Origin of the sequence: Paenibacillus sp. NFR01, from assembly GCF_900111565.1 — a bacterium.
Classification (GTDB): domain Bacteria; phylum Bacillota; class Bacilli; order Paenibacillales; family Paenibacillaceae; genus Paenibacillus_AQ.
The window spans coordinates 2022925-2044500 of sequence record NZ_FOIK01000001.1 but is presented as its reverse complement, the minus strand read 5'-3'; the positions used below and the strand labels follow the sequence as shown (position 1 = coordinate 2044500).

General features: G+C 51.8%; 14 protein-coding genes. All 14 read left to right on the top strand.

Going from position 1 to position 21576, the window contains the following annotated elements; all coding sequences use genetic code 11:
• The first annotated feature begins 95 nt into the window (after positions 1-95).
• The gene (locus BMW84_RS09495) at positions 96-1568 is read left to right on the top strand and encodes an ABC transporter substrate-binding protein (protein ID WP_091067050.1); all 1473 of its coding nucleotides are present in this window, start codon (positions 96-98) and stop codon (positions 1566-1568) included.
• 248 nt (positions 1569-1816) lie between these two features.
• Positions 1817-4438, top strand: a complete 2622-nt coding sequence (gene adhE, locus BMW84_RS09490; protein ID WP_091067047.1) for a bifunctional acetaldehyde-CoA/alcohol dehydrogenase — start codon at positions 1817-1819, stop codon at positions 4436-4438.
• Positions 4439-4706: 268 nt separating this feature from the next.
• A complete protein-coding gene (pflB, locus tag BMW84_RS09485; RefSeq protein WP_091067044.1) occupies positions 4707-6968 on the top strand; it encodes a formate C-acetyltransferase in 2262 nt (753 codons plus the stop codon).
• A gap of 118 nt (positions 6969-7086) precedes the next feature.
• On the top strand, positions 7087-7824 hold the full coding sequence (gene pflA, locus BMW84_RS09480) for a pyruvate formate-lyase-activating protein (protein ID WP_091067041.1): 738 nt from the start codon (positions 7087-7089) through the stop codon (positions 7822-7824).
• Positions 7825-7919: 95 nt separating this feature from the next.
• Positions 7920-9560, top strand: coding sequence for a glycoside hydrolase family 5 protein (locus BMW84_RS09475; RefSeq protein WP_091067039.1), 1641 nt, complete (start codon positions 7920-7922; stop codon positions 9558-9560).
• Positions 9561-9881: 321 nt separating this feature from the next.
• Positions 9882-11291 (top strand): ABC transporter substrate-binding protein, encoded by a 1410-nt coding sequence (locus tag BMW84_RS09470; protein ID WP_091067036.1) that lies wholly within the window; start codon positions 9882-9884, stop codon positions 11289-11291.
• A gap of 92 nt (positions 11292-11383) precedes the next feature.
• A complete protein-coding gene (locus BMW84_RS09465; RefSeq protein WP_091067034.1) occupies positions 11384-12268 on the top strand; it encodes a carbohydrate ABC transporter permease in 885 nt (294 codons plus the stop codon).
• Positions 12268-13098 (top strand): carbohydrate ABC transporter permease, encoded by an 831-nt coding sequence (locus BMW84_RS09460; protein WP_091067032.1) that lies wholly within the window; start codon positions 12268-12270, stop codon positions 13096-13098. The genes BMW84_RS09465 and BMW84_RS09460 overlap by 1 nt, the downstream gene beginning before the upstream one ends.
• A 27-nt stretch (positions 13099-13125) precedes the next feature.
• Complete coding sequence (locus BMW84_RS09455; RefSeq protein WP_091067030.1) at positions 13126-14982, top strand: cache domain-containing sensor histidine kinase; 1857 nt, start codon at positions 13126-13128, stop codon at positions 14980-14982.
• A complete protein-coding gene (locus tag BMW84_RS09450; protein WP_091067028.1) occupies positions 14960-15775 on the top strand; it encodes a response regulator transcription factor in 816 nt (271 codons plus the stop codon). The genes BMW84_RS09455 and BMW84_RS09450 overlap by 23 nt, the downstream gene beginning before the upstream one ends.
• Before the next feature lie 297 nt (positions 15776-16072).
• Entirely contained in the window at positions 16073-18199 is a 2127-nt protein-coding gene (locus BMW84_RS09445) for a stalk domain-containing protein (protein WP_091067025.1), read from the top strand.
• A 216-nt stretch (positions 18200-18415) separates the two neighbouring features.
• Positions 18416-18883 carry a Fur family transcriptional regulator gene (locus BMW84_RS09435; protein ID WP_091067020.1) on the top strand — a complete coding sequence of 156 codons (468 nt, stop codon included), beginning with the start codon at positions 18416-18418 and terminating at the stop codon, positions 18881-18883.
• Between the two features lie 3 nt (positions 18884-18886).
• Positions 18887-19150 carry a membrane protein insertion efficiency factor YidD gene (yidD, locus tag BMW84_RS09430; RefSeq protein ID WP_091067018.1) on the top strand — a complete coding sequence of 88 codons (264 nt, stop codon included), beginning with the start codon at positions 18887-18889 and terminating at the stop codon, positions 19148-19150.
• 341 nt (positions 19151-19491) lie between these two features.
• Entirely contained in the window at positions 19492-21543 is a 2052-nt protein-coding gene (gene metG, locus BMW84_RS09425; RefSeq protein ID WP_091067016.1) for a methionine--tRNA ligase, read from the top strand.
• Positions 21544-21576: the final 33 nt, after the last annotated feature.

Sequence of the window (21576 nt, the reverse complement as noted above, 5' to 3'; positions counted from 1 at the left end):
GCACATGGAAGAAGTAAAAATACACCTCGTTTGTAAACGGTTTCTCTTTTAATATAAATTTGTAAGCTAAAACTGAATTGAAAAGGGGAGTAACAATGCGTAAATTCTCGAGCGCACTGGCATGCCTCCTTGTGGCCGGTTCCTTGTTGTCCGCTTGCGGCAACAACAACAATAACAACGGCAACGCACAAGGAAATACGGGAGGGGAAGCTTCGCCGGCGGCAACCAATGCCGGAACCGACAATGGCGGAAATACAACAAATGCGCCAGCGGACGATATCACCCAAAGAAAAGTAACCATTAAAATTCACTATCCGACGCCTGACCTTACCGAAATGCGGGCACAGGAAGACGACAAGATCAAGCGTTTCCAGGAAGTGTATCCGAATGTTGAAATCGTCAAGGACGACTGGCAGTATAACGTCAGCGAAATCGGCGTAAAAATGGCAGCCAACGAAGCGCCAACTTTCTTCAACACTTATGCGACCGAAGCGAAATTCCTCGTGGAAAAGGGCTGGGTTGCCGACATTACCGATCTCTGGAACAACTATGAATACAAAGATCAAATCAACCCTGTGCTGCAAAATCAGTTCATCATCGACGGCAAGGTATATGGCGTAACGCAAAAAGGTTATGTCACCACGACGATGATCAACAAAAAAATGCTGGACGACAAAGGCGTAGCCGTTCCACCGCTTGACTGGACCTGGGACGATATGCTGAATACCGCCAAAGGCGTAGCCGACGCCAAAAAAGGCATCTCCGGCATCGCGCCGATGGGCAAAGGCAATGAAGCAGGCTGGAACTGGACCAACTTCCTGTTCGAAGCCGGCGGCGAAATCCAAAGCACCGACACAGGCAAAGTTGTTGCAACCTTCAACAGCGACGCCGGCATCAAAGCCCTGGACTTCTACAAGAAGCTGAGATGGGAAGCCAATGCGATTCCGCAAGACTGGGCACTGGGCTGGGGCGACGCGGTTGGCGCGTTCCAACAGCAACGTACGGCAATGGTTATGGCCGGATCTGACGGCGTAATCGAGCAAGCGCTGAACCAAGGCGGTCTGAAACCGGAAGACGTGCTGACCTACCCGATGCCTGCAGCTGAAAAAGGCGGCAAACATACCGGCGTACTCGGCGGCGACTATCTCGTCATCAATCCGAATGCGACTAAAGACGAACAAGAAATGGCATTCCGTTATATTACATTCGACTACTTCTCCGACAAAGGCCTTGACGCGCTGGATGCGATCCTGACGCAACGCCAAGCCGACGGCAAATACTTCATTCCGCCGCTCCTTGACTACTTTGCTTCCGATTCCGAATTCGGCAAGAAAACGCAAGCCGTATACGACAAGCATCCGGGCGTAGTCTACAAATACGATGAAGCGATCATGCCGCTGCTTGACGGCAAGCCTGAAGCGCAATACAACACGCAAGATTACTATGCGACCATGTCGAACGTGATCCAGGAGCTGTTCTCGAAGAAAGGCACCGACTCCAAGGCGCAGCTCGACGATGCAGCAAAAACCGTTCAAACGAAATTCTTTGACGCCATCAAAGTGGAGTAGACCCGAACGAAAACAAGCATATTTTTGAAAAAATCGCCCTGCAGGCATGAGGAATGCTTGCAAGGGCGATTTTTTTGAATATAGAAAGTTCTTATAACATGGAAATAACGTGAAATGAAAGCGCTTATTGAAAATAAATCAAAATTATTTAAACTATGTGAAAAAATTCACTATACAACTCGCAGAGGATGTGCTAATATAAAACACGTAGAGAGAATAACTTAATTCTTGACAGGAGGACGAGAGAAATGGCAGTGAAGAACGAGGTAGCTACGCAAGTGAAACAAATCACAAGCGAAGAGTATATCCAAGGATTGGTGGATAAAGCTAAGGTCGCGCTGAGCGAATTCATGAAACTCGATCAAGAGCAAGTAGACAAGATTGTTCACGCAATGGCATTGGCCGGACTCGACAAACATATGTATCTGGCAAAACTGGCTGTAGAAGAAACAGGCCGCGGCGTATACGAAGACAAAATCACGAAGAACATCTTCGCAACTGAATATATCTGGCACGGAATTAAATACGACAAAACTGTAGGCGTCATTGAAGACAACGTATATGACAGCTACCAAAAGATTGCCGAGCCGGTCGGAATCGTTATGGGTATCACACCGGTAACCAACCCAACATCCACCACGATGTTTAAAGCACTGATCGCCGCTAAGACACGTAATCCTATTATATTCGGTTTCCACCCGTCAGCGCAAGAGTGTAGTGCCGCTGCCGCCAAGATTCTCCGCGACGCAGCCGTAAAAGCAGGCGCTCCTGAGAACCTGATCCAATGGATCGAGCAACCGACCATGGACAAAACAAACGCACTGATGAACAACAACGATGTAGCCCTGATCCTGGCAACAGGCGGCGGCGCAATGGTTAAAGCGGCTTACAGCTGCGGCAAACCGGCTCTGGGCGTAGGCCCTGGTAACGTTCCGGCCTTCATCGAGAAGAGCGCTGACATCGACCAAGCAGTTAACGATATTATCCTTTCCAAGACTTTCGACAACGGCATGATCTGCGCTTCCGAACAAGCGGTTATTATTGAAGAAGCGATCTTCGACCAAGTGAAGAAGAAAATGATCGCCAACGGCTGCTACTTCGTCAACAAAGAAGAAGCTGCCAAGCTGACCAACGGCGCAATGAACGTTGAGAAATGCGCGGTTAACCCGGCAATCGTCGGCCAATCCGCTGTGAAGATTGCTGAAATGTGCGGAATCCAAGTTCCAGCCGGAACGAAAATTCTGGTTGCCGAAATCGAAGGTGTAGGTCCTAAATATCCGCTGTCCGCTGAAAAATTGAGCCCGGTTCTCGCTTGCTACAAAGTGAAAAACGCGGATCAAGGCATCGAACGCGCAGCAGAAGTTGTTGAATTCGGCGGCATGGGCCACAGCTCGGCCATCCATTCGAACAATGAAGAAGTTATCATGAAATTCTCTGACCGTCTGCAAACCGGACGTATTCTGGTGAACTCGCCATCGACGCACGGCGCCATCGGCGACATTTACAACACCAACATCCCTTCGCTGACACTGGGCTGCGGATCTTACGGACGCAACTCGGTATCGCAAAACGTGACTGCCATCAATCTGATCAACGTGAAAAGGGTGAACCGTCGTACCGTGAACATGCAATGGTTTAAAGTGCCGGATAAAATTTATTTCGAAAAGAACTCGACGCAATACCTGGCTAAAATGCCGAACATCACACGCGTTGCAATCATTACTGACCCAATGATGGTGAAACTGGGCTATGTTGAAAGAGTTGAGCACTACCTGCGTCAACGCCAAACACCGGTTGCCATCGAAGTCTTCTCCGAAGTTGAACCGGATCCATCGACAACAACGGTTGAAAAAGGTACGGCTATGATGAACCGGTTCCAACCGGACTGCATTATCGCACTCGGCGGCGGTTCGCCAATGGACGCAGCAAAAGGCATGTGGCTGTTCTATGAGCATCCGGACGTAGACTTCAACAACCTGAAACAAAAATTCATGGATATCCGCAAACGGGTATACAAATATCCAACGCTGGGCAAAAAAGCGAAATTCGTTGCCATCCCTACAACATCGGGTACGGGTTCGGAAGTAACTTCGTTCGCGGTAATCACCGACAAAACTGGCGGCGCAAACACCAAGTATCCGCTGGCTGACTACGAGCTGACTCCGGACGTTGCGATCATTGATCCAGAGTTCGTATACAGCTTGCCTAAAAATGCTGTAGCTGATACAGGTATGGACGTTCTGACCCATGCGATCGAAGCTTATGTTTCGGTAATGGCCAGTGACTACACCGACGGACTGGCAATCAAGGCGATTCAACTGGTATTCCAATACCTGGAGAAGTCCGCTCTGACCGGCGACCGCTTGGCTCGCGAAAAAATGCACAACGCATCGACTTTGGCCGGTATGGCTTTCGCGAACGCGTTCCTGGGCATCAACCACAGCTTGGCGCATAAATGGGGCGGCCAATACCACACCGCTCATGGACGCACCAACGCCATCCTGATGCCGCACGTTATCCGTTACAACGCTAAGAAACCGACGAAGTTCGCTTCGTTCCCTAAATACACGCATTTCGTAGCCGACGAACGTTATGCCGAAATCGCCCGCATCCTGGGATTGCCGGCTCGCACGACGGAAGAAGGCGTCAACAGCCTGATCAACGCCATCCGCGAAATGAACAAAAAGCTGGGCATCGAGGAATCGTTCTCTGCGCTTGGCTTCGATCCGAAGGACTTCGAATCCCGTGTCGACTACCTGGCTGACCGCGCATTTGAAGACCAATGCACCACAGCTAATCCGAAGCTGCCGCTCGTTTCCGAGCTTGCCGACGTTTATCGTAACGCCTTCTACGGCAGATTCGACAACTAATAACAGATTGTTTGGCGTAAGATAAGGGTATTTACGTTATATAGATGAAAATGGTCGAAAAAACTTGTGACAAATATCACCCAGAGTGATATTTGTCACAGTTCATTTTCAGAAAATAAACTAAAATGTATGTATAAAGCACGGTCCCATATGCAGAGCCGATTGTGAATTTTAGAACAACTGGACATGCGCGCGGGATCACGAGACACGGGATCAACCTTCAAGCCCGCGATCTCTACTAATATAAATATATATGGAGGGATTTAGCATGTCGGTGATTGAAAAAGAAGTACAAAACGTAAAATCGGGATGGCGCAATTTTGTTAACGGTAAATGGTCCAAAAAAGTTGACGTTAACGAGTTCATCTCCAAGAACATCCAACCTTATGAAGGAAACGAAGATTTCCTCGCAGGCCCAACAAGCAACACTACTGAGCTGTGGAAGATTATTTCCCAACTGAGCAAGGAAGAAAGAGAAAGAGGCGGCGTATGGGATGTATCCCTGGATACTGTCTCCACTATCACTTCCCACGCTCCAGGCTACATCGACAAGGACAAGGAACAAATCGTAGGCGTGCAAACCGACGCTCCGTTCAGACGTTCCATCCAGCCGTTCGGCGGCATCAAGATGATGATCGACGCTACGAAAGCTTACGGCTTCGAGCTTCCTAACAACATCATCGAAATGTTCACGAATATCCGCAAAACGCATAACCAAGGCGTATTTGATGCATATACACCGGAAATGAGAGCTGTGCGTAAATCCGGCGTTATCACTGGTCTTCCTGATGCTTACGGCCGCGGCCGCATCATCGGCGACTACCGCCGCGTTGCTCTGTACGGTATCGACTTCCTGATCAAAGACAAGAAACAACAACAAGCCGAGCTTGAAGTGGATTCCATGACTGAAGAAGTAATCCGTCTTCGCGAAGAGCTGTCGGAACAAATCCGTGCTCTGGGCGAACTGAAAGAAATGGCTGCCGCACACGGCATGGACATTTCCAAACCGGCTAACAACTTTAAAGAAGCTACACAATGGGTATACTTCGGTTACCTGGCAGCCGTTAAAGAACAAAACGGTGCCGCAATGTCCCTGGGACGCGTATCCTCTTTCCTTGATATCTATGCACAACGCGATTTCGAAGAAGGCACGCTCACAGAAGAACAAGCGCAAGAAATCGTTGACCATTTCGTAATGAAACTGCGTATCGTGAAATTCCTGCGTACGCCTGACTATAATGACCTGTTCTCCGGCGACCCTACCTGGGTAACGGAATCCATCGGCGGTATGGCTGAAGACGGAACAACCCGCGTTACTAAGAACAGTTTCCGTTTCCTGCACACCCTGTACAACCTGGGTCCAGCTCCAGAACCAAACTTGACGGTTCTCTGGTCCGAAAGACTGCCTGAAGCGTTCAAGAAATTCTGCGCCAAAGTATCGATTGAAACAAGCGCAATCCAATATGAGAACGATGATGTAATGCGTCCATATTGGGGTGAAGATTACGCGATTGCTTGCTGCGTATCCCCAATGCGTATCGGTAAACAAATGCAGTTCTTCGGCGCTCGCGCCAACTTGGCGAAAGCTCTGCTTTACGCGATCAACGGCGGCGTGGATGAAAAATCCGGCGCGCAAGTAGGTCCTGAATTCCCGGCGATCACTTCCGAATATCTGGATTACAACGAAGTGATGAAACGCTTCAAACCAATGATGGAATGGTTGGCTAAGACTTATGTCAACACCCTGAACATCATCCACTACATGCATGACAAATATTCTTACGAACGCATTGAAATGGCGCTGCATGACCGCGACATTCTGCGTACGATGGCTTGCGGTATCGCTGGTCTGTCCGTTGCTGCCGACTCCCTGAGCGCAATCAAATACGCTAAGGTTAAACCGATCCGCAACGAACAAGGCATCGCAATCGACTTTGAAACCGAAGGCGAATTCCCTTGCTACGGCAACAACGACGATGCTGTTGACAGCATCGCAGTTGAACTGGTTGAAACCTTCATGAGCATGATCCGCAAACACAAAACTTACCGTGATGCAATGCCGACTCAATCGGTATTGACCATCACTTCGAACGTAGTATACGGCAAGAAAACAGGTACTACACCTGACGGACGTAAGAAAGGCGAACCATTTGCTCCAGGTGCGAACCCAATGCACGGACGCGACAAGAAAGGTGCGCTGGCTTCCCTGAACTCGGTTGCCAAACTGCCTTACTCCGACGCTCAAGACGGTATCTCGAACACGTTCTCCATCGTGCCTAAGGCACTGGGTAAAGACGAAGAATCCCGTAAGTCCAACCTGGTGTTCATGATGGACGGTTACTTCCACAATAACGCTCAACACTTGAACGTTAACGTATTTAACCGCGAACAACTGATCGACGCCATGGATCATCCTGAGAACTACCCGCAATTGACGGTTCGCGTATCCGGTTATGCGGTTAACTTCATCAAGCTGACCCGCGAACAACAGCTGGACGTTATCAACCGTACGTTCCACAGCTCCATGTAAGATTATTCTTGATCATTAAGAACCAATATAGATTTAAGAGCTGCCGCCCTTGCAAGAGGGCGGTAAACTCTTGCTTAAAATTCGTTAAAATTTTAAGTTTTCGAAAGGATGACCTCTTATGCTTAAAGGACATATCCACTCTTTGGAGACGTTTGGAACGGTGGATGGCCCGGGGATCCGTTTCGTGTTGTTTATGCAAGGATGCCTGCTGAAATGTCAATATTGCCATAACCCGGATACATGGGGACTTAATGAAGGCAAGGAAATGACCGTTGAAGAAGTGCTGGCGGAAATTGAACCTTACCTGAATTATTATAAAACTTCCGGCGGCGGTCTTACCGTATCGGGCGGTGAACCTACGCTGCAAGCGCATTTCGTGAAACAGCTGTTCACGGAAGTGAAGCGGCGCTGGAACCTGCATACTACACTGGATACCAACGGCTACAATGACGGCTCGAAAATCAGCGATCTGCTTGACGTAACCGATCTGGTGCTGCTCGATCTGAAGCATATCGATGACGAAGCGCATATAAAGCTGACCGGCAAATCGAATGAACGTACGTTGAAGCTGGCCCGCTGGTTGTCCGACAATAACCGCAAAATGTGGATCCGCCACGTTTATGTGCCCGGCATCCATAATAAAGAGGAAGATTTGGTGAATCTGGGACGTTTTATCGGTACGCTGAACGGCGTGCAGAAATTTGAAATTTTACCGTACCATCAAATGGGGATTTACAAGTGGCAGGAACTCGGCCGGCCATATGAGCTGGAAGGCGTGCCGTCGCCTTCGGACGAAGAAGTGCAACGCGCCTACCGTTTGATCGAAGAAGGACGCAAGCAGACAGCGCTTGTCTGATGTATAATGGGAATATCGGAAGCCGCTTTGCCAGCCGGGTTGCTGCGAGGCGGCTTTTGTTGTGCAATGAATACCGCATAAGAGGAGGCATACGTATGTTTGAACGGACGGACCGGAGGCTGGTCAAAGGCTATTTGCGGGCCGAGGGCCGTAAGGTGGTTAACGGAGACGGCAATGAGATTGTTCTGGCCGGTTGGGGACTGGGCAATTGGCTGCTGCCCGAAGGCTACATGTGGCTCGCCAGCGGCACGCGATTTGACCGTCAGCGACGCATGGAGACGGTAATTCGGGAACTGGCGGGCGAGGAATATGCCGGGCGTTTTTGGAAGGGCTTTCGTGAACGCTATGTGACGCGGGAAGATATTCGCCGGATGGCGGAGCTCGGGTATAACTCGGTGCGAATCCCGTTCAATTGGCGGGTACTCATGGAAGAAGCACCAGGCATAAACTTCAAGGAAGACGGGTTCCGCCTGCTGGACCGCTGCCTGGATTGGTGCGAAGAGTTCGGGATTTATGCCTTCCTGGACATGCACGGCGCCCCTGGCGGTCAGACGGGAGCCAATATTGATGATTCGGTAGATGAATTTCCGCGCCTTTATACGGATGGGGACAGCTGGCATAAGGCCATTGAGCTGTGGAAAGAGATTGCCCGCAGATACAAGGACCGCTGGATCGTCGGCGGCTATGATCTGCTTAATGAACCTGTCCGGCCGGGCCTGATGGAAGGCACGCATGAGATCTATCTGGTGCAGCGCCTGGTAGACTTCTATGAAACGGTAATCCCGGCGATCCGCGCGATCGACCCGCTTCATCTGCTGTCGGTGGAGGGACATCACTGGGCGACACAGACGGGAATCTTTTACAAACGGTATGACGACAACATGGTGATCCATTTCCACCGTTATGCCTGTCCGCCGGGTATGGAGGCGTTCCGCTCATTCCTGGAAGTCTCTGAAAAGCTGGATCAACCGCTGTGGCTCGGGGAATCGGGGGAGAATCTGACCGAGTGGTTCGCCGCATTGTTTCCGCTGTCCGTTTCGCTGGGGATCGGATATAATCTGTGGCCTTGGAAAAAGATGGAGAGCTTCAATTCGCCGCTGTCCGTACGTAAACCGGAAGGCTGGGATGAGTTTTTGGCTTATACGACAGGCGGTCCGCATCCGGGCTTTGAACGTGCGCAGCAGATTTTGGATCAATATCTGGAGCATATGCTGGCCGAGAACTGCGTGCCGAACCCAACCATGACGAACGTGGTCTTCCGTCAGCCGGGAACCCGCCTGCGGGCAACCGATTTCGATCAATTCCCGGGGAAAGGTCATTCCTATAGCGGCCGGCATAGGGAAGGCAATTTGTACGGCTACCGCGCGGATACCGGAATGCGGATTGTGCCGCTGAATCACACGCCGGCGTCCAAACGATTTTTCTTTGACTGCGGCTGGGATCTGCTGGCGCTTGAGCTAGGGGCGGGTGAATATGCGGCGTATTCTTTCACAGGTGCTGCCGCTGGAATAGAAGGCAAGCTGGAATTGGTTTGCAAGGAAGATGCACTGCTTACCGTTCAGCAGAACGGCGTGGAGATTTTGCATACTGAGCTGACCGCAGAAGCTGGGAGCGAAGGAGAACAGGGAAGAAAAACACTGGTGTATCAGCTAATCGAAACCGGTTCAGGTGATGCTGTGATCAACGTGGCGGTCGAACGCGGAGTCATTGAGCTTCATTCCGTCAGCCTGGGATAACGGGCGTATGCGTATTGCCTTCGGCATTTGCCGGAGGCAGTTTTTATAACTGGAATATCTGTGATGAAAAATAGGATGAAAATAAAGCGGATTTTACGGCAAGTAACATTACATATATACGTTTTCAAAAAAGCGCCTTATAGTAACTATGTAATAATACATAACCTATTTGTGTAAGGAAAGACAAGTGTATCCGCTTACATTAGAGGTTTTTATCCCTCTTTTAGATGAATGTTAACCTTACGGGAAGGGGAGTGGATTCTTATAATTAAACTTGTAAGAGAACAAATAAACGATAATTAACGAGGAGGTCATCCCCACATGAAAAAAGGCTTGACGCTGCTTCTGTCTCTAACGTTTGTCAGTTCCATGCTCTTGGCCGGCTGCGGCAACAACAATAACAATGCGGCTGACAATGCGAACGCCACATCCGATCCCGGCAACACAACCACTGCAACCAACGCGCCTGCGACGGAAGCACCGGTTAACGATGAACCATTTGAAATGACCATCCGCCATACCCAAGTAGGCGCGGACAAACAGAAACGCCTCGCCATCCTGCAGGACGTAGTCAACAAAGTGCAGGAAGAAGTTCCCGGCCTGACGTTCAAGCTCGACGGCGTGGATTCGGACGTGAACCGCAAAGAGAAGCTGCGCGGGGAAATGGCCGCCGGCAACCCTCCCGAAATCTTCGATCTGTTCGGCAGCCCGGACTCCAAAATCTATGCCAAAGAAGGCAAACTGCTTGACCTGACGCCGATCCTTGAGGAACTGGGCATCAAAGATAAATTCTCCAACCTTGATCCGTTCACTTATGAAGGCAAAATCTACGGCCTGCCGCTCGGCGGCTCGGGCGAAGGTTTCTTCTATAATAAAGAATACTACGACAGCAAGGGCTGGAAGGCGCCTACCACCTTCGCCGAGCTGGAACAGCAACTGGCTGACATCAAAGCCGACGGCAAGGTACCGATGGCCGGCGCTTCCAAAGCGGGCTGGGTACCGCTGATGCTGGCGAACCATTTGTGGTCCCGGTATGCCGGACCGGACGTCACCGCCAAATTCGCAACCGGAGAAGCCAAATGGAGCGATCCGAACGTCGTGAAAGGCTTCCAGAAATATCAGGAATGGGTGGATAAAGGCTACTTCAAGAAAGGCGAACTCGGCTTTGAGTACGCAGAATATACAACCCAATTCACCAGCGGCGAAGCCATTCTGATGTATGACGGCACCTGGAAATCGTCCGTCTTCAAAGAAGGCCAATCCGGTGAAGGCTTGATCGGCAAAGTCGGCTTCTTCAATATGCCTCCGGTGGACGGCGGCGTGGGTGACCAAACCGCATTGATGCGCGACGTGAACAACGGTTACGGCTTCTCGGCTTCCGTTGCGGATGACGAGCGACAACTGGCTGCGGTCAAATCCTTCATCAAAAACCTGTTTAACGAAGATATGCAGCTGCGCGGATTGGTCGAAGACGGCGTTCTGCCGGCGATGAAGATTGACCAAAGCGTGTTGAATCAAAATATTACCGACGGCTTGATGAGCGAAATCGTGGCTGTTCTGAACAGCGCGCAATCCTCCTTCCCGGCATTCGATTCGCTCGTGCAAGCGGATGTAACGACTGAAATCAGCAACATTCAGATCCAAAAGCTGATCGGCGGTCAAACCACTCCGGAAAAAATGGGCGCAGCACTGCAAAAGGTTCAAGAAGAAGCCAACGCGGCAGTTGAATAAGAAGCGGCGGTAAACTGAATGTACCCTGGTGCTTGCTCCAGGGTACATTTTTGTAACTCCAAGAAGTCTTAGCAACCGGAGGTTATCTGTTCATGAATAAATCGCTTAGAAATCCCGTGGTTTTCTTTTTGTTTATCCTGCCCGCGTTTGTGCTCTTCATCATGTTTTTCATTTATCCGATCTTCAGCTCGCTTTATTACAGTTTCACCAGCTGGAACGGCGTATCCGATACGGTGAAATCAGCTGGTTTAGCCAACTTCCGCAAAGCGCTGGGCGATGACCGTTTCTGGGTGTCAGTCAAGAACAACGGCTGGTTCATCCTGTTTTCGGTATTTATCCAGGTTCCGCTGATCATCCTGTTTTCGCTTCTTATTGCCCACGTCAAAAAGCTCAAAGGGCTGTATAAGACCGCAGTCTTTATGCCGTCGATCATGTCTACCGCGGTCATCGGCATTTTGTGGGGGTTCATTTACGAGCCGAATATCGGCCTTTTCAACAAGCTGCTCGGATTGTTTGGTGTCGAACCGGTCTACTGGCTGTCGGATGAGCGGTTTGCGATGCTGTCGATTTTGATTACGAACGCCTGGCAGTGGACCGGGTTCTACATCGTCATGGTACTCGCGGCAATCATCTCCATTCCGAGCGAACTGGAAGAAGCGGCAGCCATCGACGGCGCATCCGGATTCCAGCGGGCCACGCGGATCACCCTCCCGCTGATCGTGCCGATCATTTCCGTCGTAATTATGCTCTCCATCGCAGGCGCGATGAAAGCTGCGGATATCGTCATCGTAATGACCAAAGGCGGGCCGGCCGGCTCCACCGAGGTTATGGCTACGTACATGATCAAATATGCGATCACCAACTTCAAATACGGGTATGGCAACTCCATCGCAGTGTTGATTTTTGCTTTTACACTCGTGGTAACTGTCCTGTACCAGCTGCTCTTCGCCCGTCGCAACGAAAGGATTGAATACTGATGCCGCGCTCTGTGAAGAAGATTCTGCCGCATGCCATTTTGCTCCTGTATTTGCTGGTCATTCTGTTTCCATTCCTGTTCGTTTTGTTCTCTTCGGTGAAAAAGGACAACAACTCCATTGCGCTGAATCCATTCGGGATTCCAAAGGAGTTTGTGTTCCATAACTATGTGGAGGCGTGGGTCAACGCGAAGATCAGCACGTATTTTTTCAACAGCTTATATATTGCCGTCTTTTCGGCGGTCGTATCGATATTGTTCGGCGCGATGTTTGCTTTTGCGGTTACGCGGATGCGCCACGGCGTATGGAATAAACTGCTGTACTCTCTGGTCGTCGTCGGCATGCTGATTCCGAACAACGCCTTGATGCTGCCGATCTATACGATTGTTCGCAAGCTGCATATCCTCAATACCCACTGGGCGCTGATCATTCCGTATATCGCGAATGCGATACCGTTCACCATTATCATATTGGCTGCGTTTATGCGCTCTCTGCCCAGCGAAATTGAAGAGGCTTCCGTCATGGACGGCTTGAAGGCTCCGGGCATCTTTGCTAGAATTATTTTACCTTTGACAGTTCCTGCCATGGTCACGGTCTTTATCGTTAATTTCCTGGGAAATTGGAACGAGTTCCTTCTTGCGAACTACTTCCTCTCCAACGATGAACTGCGCACGCTTCCGGTCGGAATGGTGCAGTTCCGCGACCAATACCAGATGAACTATGCGCAAATGTCTGCGGGCATCGTCTACAGTGTGCTGCCGGTTGTCGTCATATATGCGATTCTGCAGGAGAAGATCATTGAAGGCGTCACGGCAGGCAGTGTAAAAGGGTAATTTCATTTCTGTCAGGAGCTGCAGCCGATGAATTTGCGCTACAAATTGTTTACGGCGTTTCTGGGCCTGATCATCATTCCGCTTTTTATTCTTGGCATGATCATGTTTTTCGTTACCTATAATTCCATTGAAAAAAAGTACAGTCAGCAGTCCGAATATTCGCTCAAAGCGATCAGCTACAGCATCTCCAATGTGTTCAAGGACATGAACAATGTAACGGATAACGGGATCGCCACCTCGGTCTTTCACATGGCGCTGAACGCCGAAGACCCGACCAAGCAGGATTTGACCGATGCCGAACAGCTCAGCCTGAACAACAGCCAGCGTAATTTCCGCAGCCTGCTGTATAACCATCCTTCGATCAGCTATGCGTTTTTGTATAACTTTAACGGAAAAGGCAACTCGGAGATTGTCTCCATCTTCAATAAGGAGAACTTTCAGCCGTTGTCCTACGACACCTTTAAGGGAAGCGAATTGTACCAGGAAGTCATGAAGCTGAACGGCGTGCCCAAATGGGTAGCGCCGCATGAATACCCGGAGCTGACCGGCACCGAGCCGGTGTTCACGCAAATTCGGCTGGTCAAGGAGCTCAGTTATTTTCAGAACATCGGGATTCTCGTCGTGCAGATCAAAAACTGGGAATTCGAATCGATTTTCCGCAATCTGAAGATCGGGGACAGCAGCCAGAAATTGAGCTTTATGCTCGTTAACGACAACGGCATGATTTTATTCGATCCGGACGGAGAGCATGATGGGCAGAACATCAGCGAATACACCCCGAAGAAAATCCAATTTCAGCAGGGCTTTCAAAGCTTCAGAACACAGTTTGACGGGGAGCGGAGCATTTTATCCGTGTATCATTTGAAGGATTACCCGTGGAGTCTTGTCTCTGTGACCTCATGGGGCGCTTTGTCGCATGAAGTGACGGTATTTGCCCGTTGGTTCGTCGGCGTTATCCTGCTCTGTCTGCTGGCAGCCATTATATTCAATCTTTTCTTCATGAACCGGATTACGGGCGGGATTGCCGTCATCGTGAGGTTCATGCGCCGGGTAGAGGACGGTGACCTGACGTCCCGTGTCGAAGAGCGCGGCAACGACGAGATGACGCTGCTGGCCAAAGGCGTCAACGATCTGATGAATAAAATCAACAGCCTGTTCCGCAGGGTTCAATTTGAGCAGCGGCGAAAAAACCAGGCGGAGCTTCGCTTGCTGCAAGCGCAAATCAAACCGCATTTCCTGTTCAATACGCTTGAATCGATTAACGTGCTGGCCGTGCAAAACGAAGGCCGCAAGGTCAGCGAGATGGTGTACCGGCTGGCAAGCATTCTCCGCATCAGCATCCAGGAGCGGGAAGAAATTACCCTGGAAGAAGAAATCACCCACCTGCGCAATTATCTCGATATTCAGAAATTCCGCTTCGAGGATTTATTTGATTACGAGATTGAAATCCCGCATGAGCTTCACAGCTGCGGCATCCTGAAGCTGACGCTGCAGCCGCTGGTGGAGAACAGCATCCAGCATGGCTTCGAGGGGATCGAATACAAGGGTAGATTGATCATTAAATGCTGGGAGCGGCAGGGCAATTTGATTCTGCGGATCGAAGATAACGGCATCGGCATGGGGCCGGCCCAACTGTCCAAATTTCAATACATGGTGAACGATGGCGGCGAAGGGAACGATGAAGCCGCGCTAGAGGGCCATGTGAAGCATCTGGAGCGGCGGGGGCTCGGCGTACGGAGCGTCGCGGACCGGATCCGGATTGAATACGGCGAGCTGTACGGTATTTTTATCTGCTCCAGTCCGGGCGAAGGAACGGTTATCCAATGCGTCATCCCGAAATACATGCAGGGGGAGGATCATTATGCTAAAGGTATTATTAGTTGACGATGAGGCCCCGATCCTGAACAATTTGAACAAAGTGCTGCCGTGGCAGGAAATGGGCATGGAGGTTACCGGCATGGCCCGCAGCGGCATGGAGGCGCTGCGGATTGCCGAGACGCAGGCGCCGGACCTGGTGCTCTGCGATATCCGGATGCCGGTGATGGACGGCTTGACGTTTGTCGGCAAGCTGCGGGAAATGGGGCTGGAGAGCGAAGTGCTGCTCTTGACCGGTTACCAGGAGTTTGATTACGCCCGTGAAGCGATCCGGCTCGGCGTCAAGGAATATATCTGCAAGCCGATCCATTACGAGGAGCTTGGTCATAAGGTGCGGCAAATCGGCGCGCAGATCCGCAGCAGGCAGTTCAAGGATAAGTTATACAACAGCATCCCGTTGTTCCATGAGGTTCCGCCCGCCGAGGATACCTCCAAAAAATCGGCGGAGCATCTAATGAATATGACTGTGCAAATCATTTCCGAATGTTTGGGGCATGATCTCGGCATCGATGAAGTGGCCAACCGGCTCGGCATCAGCAGCAGTTATTTTTGCCTGCTGTTCAAAAACCGGTTCGCCATGACCTTTGTGGAGTATGTGACTCAGCAGCGGATCGAAGCGGCCAAATTCATGCTCGCCAGCAGCGACAAGAGCATTACTGCGATAAGCGCCGGCGTGGGTTATCAGGAGCGGCGATATTTTACCAAAGTATTTCAGAAACAGACGGGCATGACGCCGAAGGAATACCGGGATCAATTCCGGCCGGAAAGCGCACTGCAGGCAGCGCAGCATCCGCTGCATTGAAATCGGGTCTAGCGGACAAATAAACGATCGATAGAGGCCTCGTACCTGCCGGCGGCGGGCGAACGGAGGGCCTCTTTGACGTTGCCGGCAATAAAGTGATCGGAAACCGATCTTTTTTTTACATATAATGAAACTTTTTAGGGTCTCGCGCGTCTAATACAGTGTTTTGTAAAAGGAACGTGGCAAAATTTGTGCGGTTTGGTAACCGGAGCCGGCATGATTTTGCGGGGACTATAAGGTTCAGAAAGAGAGTGTACTGCCTTATACGTTACAAATGGGAGCAGAAGGAGTCATACTATGAATTGGAAGAAACTAACGTTGGCAGCTGTCTTAGCCGTTTCACAGGCTGCAGCGGCGGTCCCGGTATTTGCCGAGTCCGCAACCGGAACAAATGTAACAGGATCGGTGTACGGCTCGAATACCCCGGATGTAACGGGAAGCGGCGCGGCTGCGCCTGCAGCCACGCCTGATCCGAATGCGGCGTCATCCTTGAATAACCCGCAGGCTACCCCTGTAACCGCAGTGCAATCGGTGTACAGCGCGGGCGGCAATCAGCTCATCCTGATGATGAACAGCAACAAAATGTACGTAAACGGCGTGCCCTATCTGGCGAACCAGCCGATGGCCGTCAAGAACGGCGTATCCTACGTATCCATCCGGGCCATGGTGGAGCGGGTAGGCGTGAAGTACATTTATGATGCCAAGACCAAAGAAGTCGTTGTCACCAGCGGCAGCAATGTGATGCGCTTCAAGACTGACAGCAAGATCTACACCGTAAATGGCAAACCGACGACGATGAAAGGTCCTGCCTACCAATACAAAGGCACGTTCATGATTCCGCTGACCTCAATTACGGCGGCGCTGAACATTCCTTATACGGTGGACAATGTGCAAAAACGCGTCATTTTGACGCTGAACACGAAACCTTCGGCTTCGTTCACGATTCAGCCGACGGAGATTTATGCCGGTCAAACATATGTCACGTTTACTCCATCCAGCTCTTCGCCAAGCGGAACGCCGATCGTCGATGAGCGTTGGGAAGGCAAACAGGACATTTATACGGAGCCGGGTCTTTACACCGTAACGTATTCCGTTATGGACGCGAACGGTCAATGGAGCAATCCGTATGCGATGAGCTTCCAGGTTCTGAAGCCGAACCAGCCGCCGGTTGCGAATTTTACAACGGATAAAGACGAATACCAAATGGGCGAGCCGATCACGCTGACCGACCTCAGCTATGATCCGGAAGGCGAAGCGCTTACCGCCGAATGGACGAACCGCGCGCTCGCGTTCTTTAATCCCGGCCCGGTATCCATTCAACTCAAGGTAACCGATAAACATGGCCTCAGCAGCACCTTTGAGAAAACGATCAACATCACTTCTCAGCAAATGTATACCCGGGAAGAAGTTGAACGGCTGTTCACGCCGCCGGGAGATGTCATCTCCATGGACGGCGGGTCGATTCCGGCGCTTCCGAACCTCAATTATGCGACGTCCTCCGAGCCGTACATGCTGATTCGCAGCAACAGCCCGGAAACCGTCAACCAGGAGGGCATTTTGTACCGTGAATCCGCGGTCGGCGCCACCCGGTTCCTGATTCACCACATGAACAATATGTCGACCCGTCAGAAGCTCTATTTAATTGCAACCAACAACAACATTTATCCGACGACGATTACAACCCAATACGCAGGCATTGCCGGTCCGGCGTCTTCTCCGGAGTATACCGGTAAAATTTCGATCCAGAAATATTACAATTCCATGCTGAACAATTCGGCTTACGGCAATATCGTCCTGCAGCCGGGAGAAAGCAAAGCGATCTTTACCGATTTGAACAGCATTGCAATGAAGCCGGGTGAGGTTCTTTCGCTGAGCGCCGATGTATACAGCGATCTGAACGTCCAATACAACGTGGTGATGGTGGAGCAGTCGAAAGATCCGATTGCGCTGCTGCCGACGCTGCCGCTGCTGGACCGCGACGGCGTGCATAACCGCGGCACGTATCCGAATTCTACCCGGACCATCACCGTCAGCGACGTGGTCGGCACGAGCCAGTCGAAGCTGATCCTGGGCGACAATAGAAACGATCCGAATCTGATGGGCTTTGATACGACGGTGAACTCGGAAGCCTCCAACTCCGGCAATTTTGGCGTACTGTACAAAATCAAACTGGAGCATGTCGCTGCCAACACGCTGATTACCTTTAATCCGCGCGGAGGCAACTATCTCGGTTCCGTGCTGGTCAACCAATCGACGATTGTCAACCTGCCGAACTCCGGCAGCCTGACCAAAAACGACATGAACGCCGTCGTCTATCGGACCGGCAACTATGACGGACCGGTTGAACTGACCTTTGCAGTAGCTTCAGGCAGCAACCTGCCTGTGAACTTCGTGTTCACGCCGCTGCCGCCTAAGAGAAATTAACGGCTTGCGTTGCCTGACCGGCGGCGGTTCCCAGAGCGGAACCGCCGCCGGTTTTATTTTTTCGCCGGAGAAAGAAATAGGGGAAAGGGAGCGAAGGTTTGCCGCTCAGCTCCATGATGCCGTGCAGGAAGCCGCTTCATTGACGGACGGACCGGTTTTGGGGCATTATAAAGAGAGCAACAATCGTAAAAGAGTATAAGTATGGGAGATGGGCGAATGCTGTCGACAGAACAAATCCTGGAAGCAATGTCGGGGCAGGGGCTGCGAATTACCGATCAGCGCAAGACGCTTGCCAAGCTGTTTGGCGAAAATACCGGTTATTTATCCGCCAAGGATGTTTATGATTATATGTGCCGCAAGTACAGCGGACTGAGCTTCGATACGGTCTACCGGAACCTTCGGGTAATGGAGGAGCTGGGCGTACTGGAGCAGGTGGTGTTTGAGGAAGGCGTTAAGTTCAAGGCCAGTTGCAGTCAGGATCACCATCACCATCATATGATCTGCCTGCAGTGCATGAAGACGTATCCGATTAACTTCTGCCCGATGAATTTGACGGACACGCCGGACCAGTTCCGGGTGGTCAAGCATAAATTCGAAGTATTCGGTTATTGCAAGGACTGCGAGCCCGGGCGGGAAGAAGAGGCGTTGGCCGCGTCCCCCGGACACAGTCACGAAAGGAACTAAGCCATGAGCATCGCCAGAAAAACGGTTCAGGCACCGATTCGCGTCTACCGGAAGTGGATTTCGCCGTTGAAGCCGGCGACCTGCCGCTTTTACCCGACCTGTTCGGCGTATGCGCTGGAGGCCATCGAGGTGCATGGCCCGCTGAAAGGCTCCTGGCTGGCTGCGCGGCGGATTGCCCGCTGTCATCCGTTTCATCCCGGGGGGCTGGACCCGGTCCCGCCGCGCAAGGAGAAGCCGGCACCGGGCGTCAAAGAGCGCACAACTTGACATTTGCGCCGATTATTGGGTATATTTTGGATACTATATATATTTTCCGAAGAATGGATGAGTAGATCGGGAAGGCCAGAGCAGAGAGCCGGGGCAGGTGAAAGCCGGTATGGCTGGAAGGGTTGAAGATGGTCCGGGAGGAACTGCATGCGAGCGAGGGCATTTGCTGCCGGCGTAAGTGTGCGGCGTGTTCCAGCGTTAATGGGCAGTTTCCGCAAGGAAACTGACAAAGCCCGCCTTCTGCAAAGGAGCGGGAAATTTGGGTGGTAACGCGTGAGTATACTCTCGTCCCATACGGGGCGGGAGTTTTTTGCGTCTAACAGGCGCGACCATACGAAAGGATGATTAAAGTTATGAGCGACAAGAAGACGTTTTATTTGACTACCCCGATTTATTATCCGAGTGACAAGCTGCATATCGGCCATGCCTATTCCACGGTCGCCGGCGATGCGATGGCGCGTTACAAGCGGTTGCGCGGCTATGAGGTCCGTTACCTGACCGGTACGGACGAGCATGGACAGAAGATTGAAGAGAAGGCGGCCAAAGCCGGAAAAACACCGCAGGCGTTCGTTGACGACATCGTGGCCGGCATTCAGGAGCTGTGGCGCAAGCTGGATATTTCGAACGACGATTTTATCCGTACTACACAGGAGCGCCACAAAACCGTCGTGGCTGACATTTTCGACCGGTTGCTGAAGCAAGGGGATATTTACAAGGGCGAATATGAAGGCTGGTATTGCATTTCCGACGAAACGTTCTACACCGAAACCCAGTTGGTCGATGTGGTGCGGAATGAAGCAGGCGAAGTCATCGGCGGAAAAAGCCCGGACAGCGGCCATCCCGTTGAACTCGTCAAAGAGGAAAGTTATTTCCTGCGGTTGAGCAAATACGCCGACCGGCTGCTGAAATTCTACGAAGAGAATCCGGAATTTATCCTGCCGGAATCGCGCAAAAACGAAATGATCAACAACTTCATCAAACCGGGGCTGGAGGATCTGGCCGTTTCGCGGACGACGTTCGATTGGGGCATTAAGGTCAAAGGCGACGACAAGCATGTCGTCTACGTCTGGATCGATGCGCTCTCCAATTATATCACTGCCTTGGGTTACGGCTCTGCGGACCGCAGCCTGTACGACCAATTCTGGCCGGCGGATGTGCATATTGTCGGCAAGGAAATCGTGCGGTTCCATACGATTATCTGGCCGATCATCCTGATGGCGCTCGGCGAACCGCTGCCGAAGAAAGTATTCGCGCACGGCTGGCTCTTGATGAAGGACGGCAAAATGTCCAAATCGAAGGGCAATGTAGTCGATCCGGTGACGTTGATCGACCGTTACGGCCTGGATGCGCTGCGCTACTACCTGCTGCGCGAGGTTCCGTTCGGTTCCGACGGCACCTTTACGCCGGAAAGCTTCGTCGACCGGATTAACTACGATCTGGCGAACGATCTCGGGAACCTGCTGAACCGGACCGTGGCCATGGTCGATAAATATTTCGGCGGCGTGCTGCCGGCTTATGAAGGCCAAGTTACCGCGTTTGACGGTGAACTGGAAGCGGCGCTGAATAACACCTATGCCAAGGTGGAAGAAGCGATGGAAAAAATGGAGTTCTCCGTTGCCCTCACCGTCATCGGCGCATTTATCAGCCGCACGAATAAATATATCGATGAGACCCAGCCTTGGGTACTGGCCAAGGATGAAAGCAAGACCGGCGAACTGGCTTCGGCCATGAGACATCTGGTTGAGTGCCTGCGCACGGCGTCGATTCTGCTTCAGCCGTTCCTGACTAAAGCGCCAAGCAAAATCTGGGCGCAGCTGGGCCTTGAACCGGGCGAGCTGACCACCTGGGATAGCGGCCGGACGTTCGGCCTGATCCCGGCCGGAACGCAGCTCGTCAAAGGCGATCCGATCTTCCCGCGCCTCGACGTGGCGCAGGAAGTAGCCTACATCGCCGAAGCGATGGGGGCCGGCAAGCCTGCCGAGGCGGCACCGGCGCCTGCTGCGGAAGCCGCGCCTGCTTCCGCGGACGCCTCTGCTGCGGGCGAAGCCGCAGCGGAAGTGGAACACAAGGACGAAATCGGCATCGACGATTTCGCCAAAGCCGAGCTGCGCGTCGCGCAGGTCATCGCCGCCGAGCCGGTGAAGAAGGCCGACAAGCTGCTGAAGCTGCAGCTTGACCTTGGCTACGAGCAGCGGCAGGTCGTCTCCGGCATCGCCAAGTTCTATACACCGGAGGAGCTGGTTGGCCGCAAGGTCATTTGCATCGTCAACCTGAAGCCGGTGAAGCTGCGCGGCGAGCTGTCGCAAGGCATGATCCTGGCCGCCTCCCAAGGCGACCAGCTGAGCATCGCAACGGTGCCGGACAGCATGCCGAACGGCGCGATCGTAAAATAACCCCGCCAGCTGATGCCGGGTTGAACCGGCCGC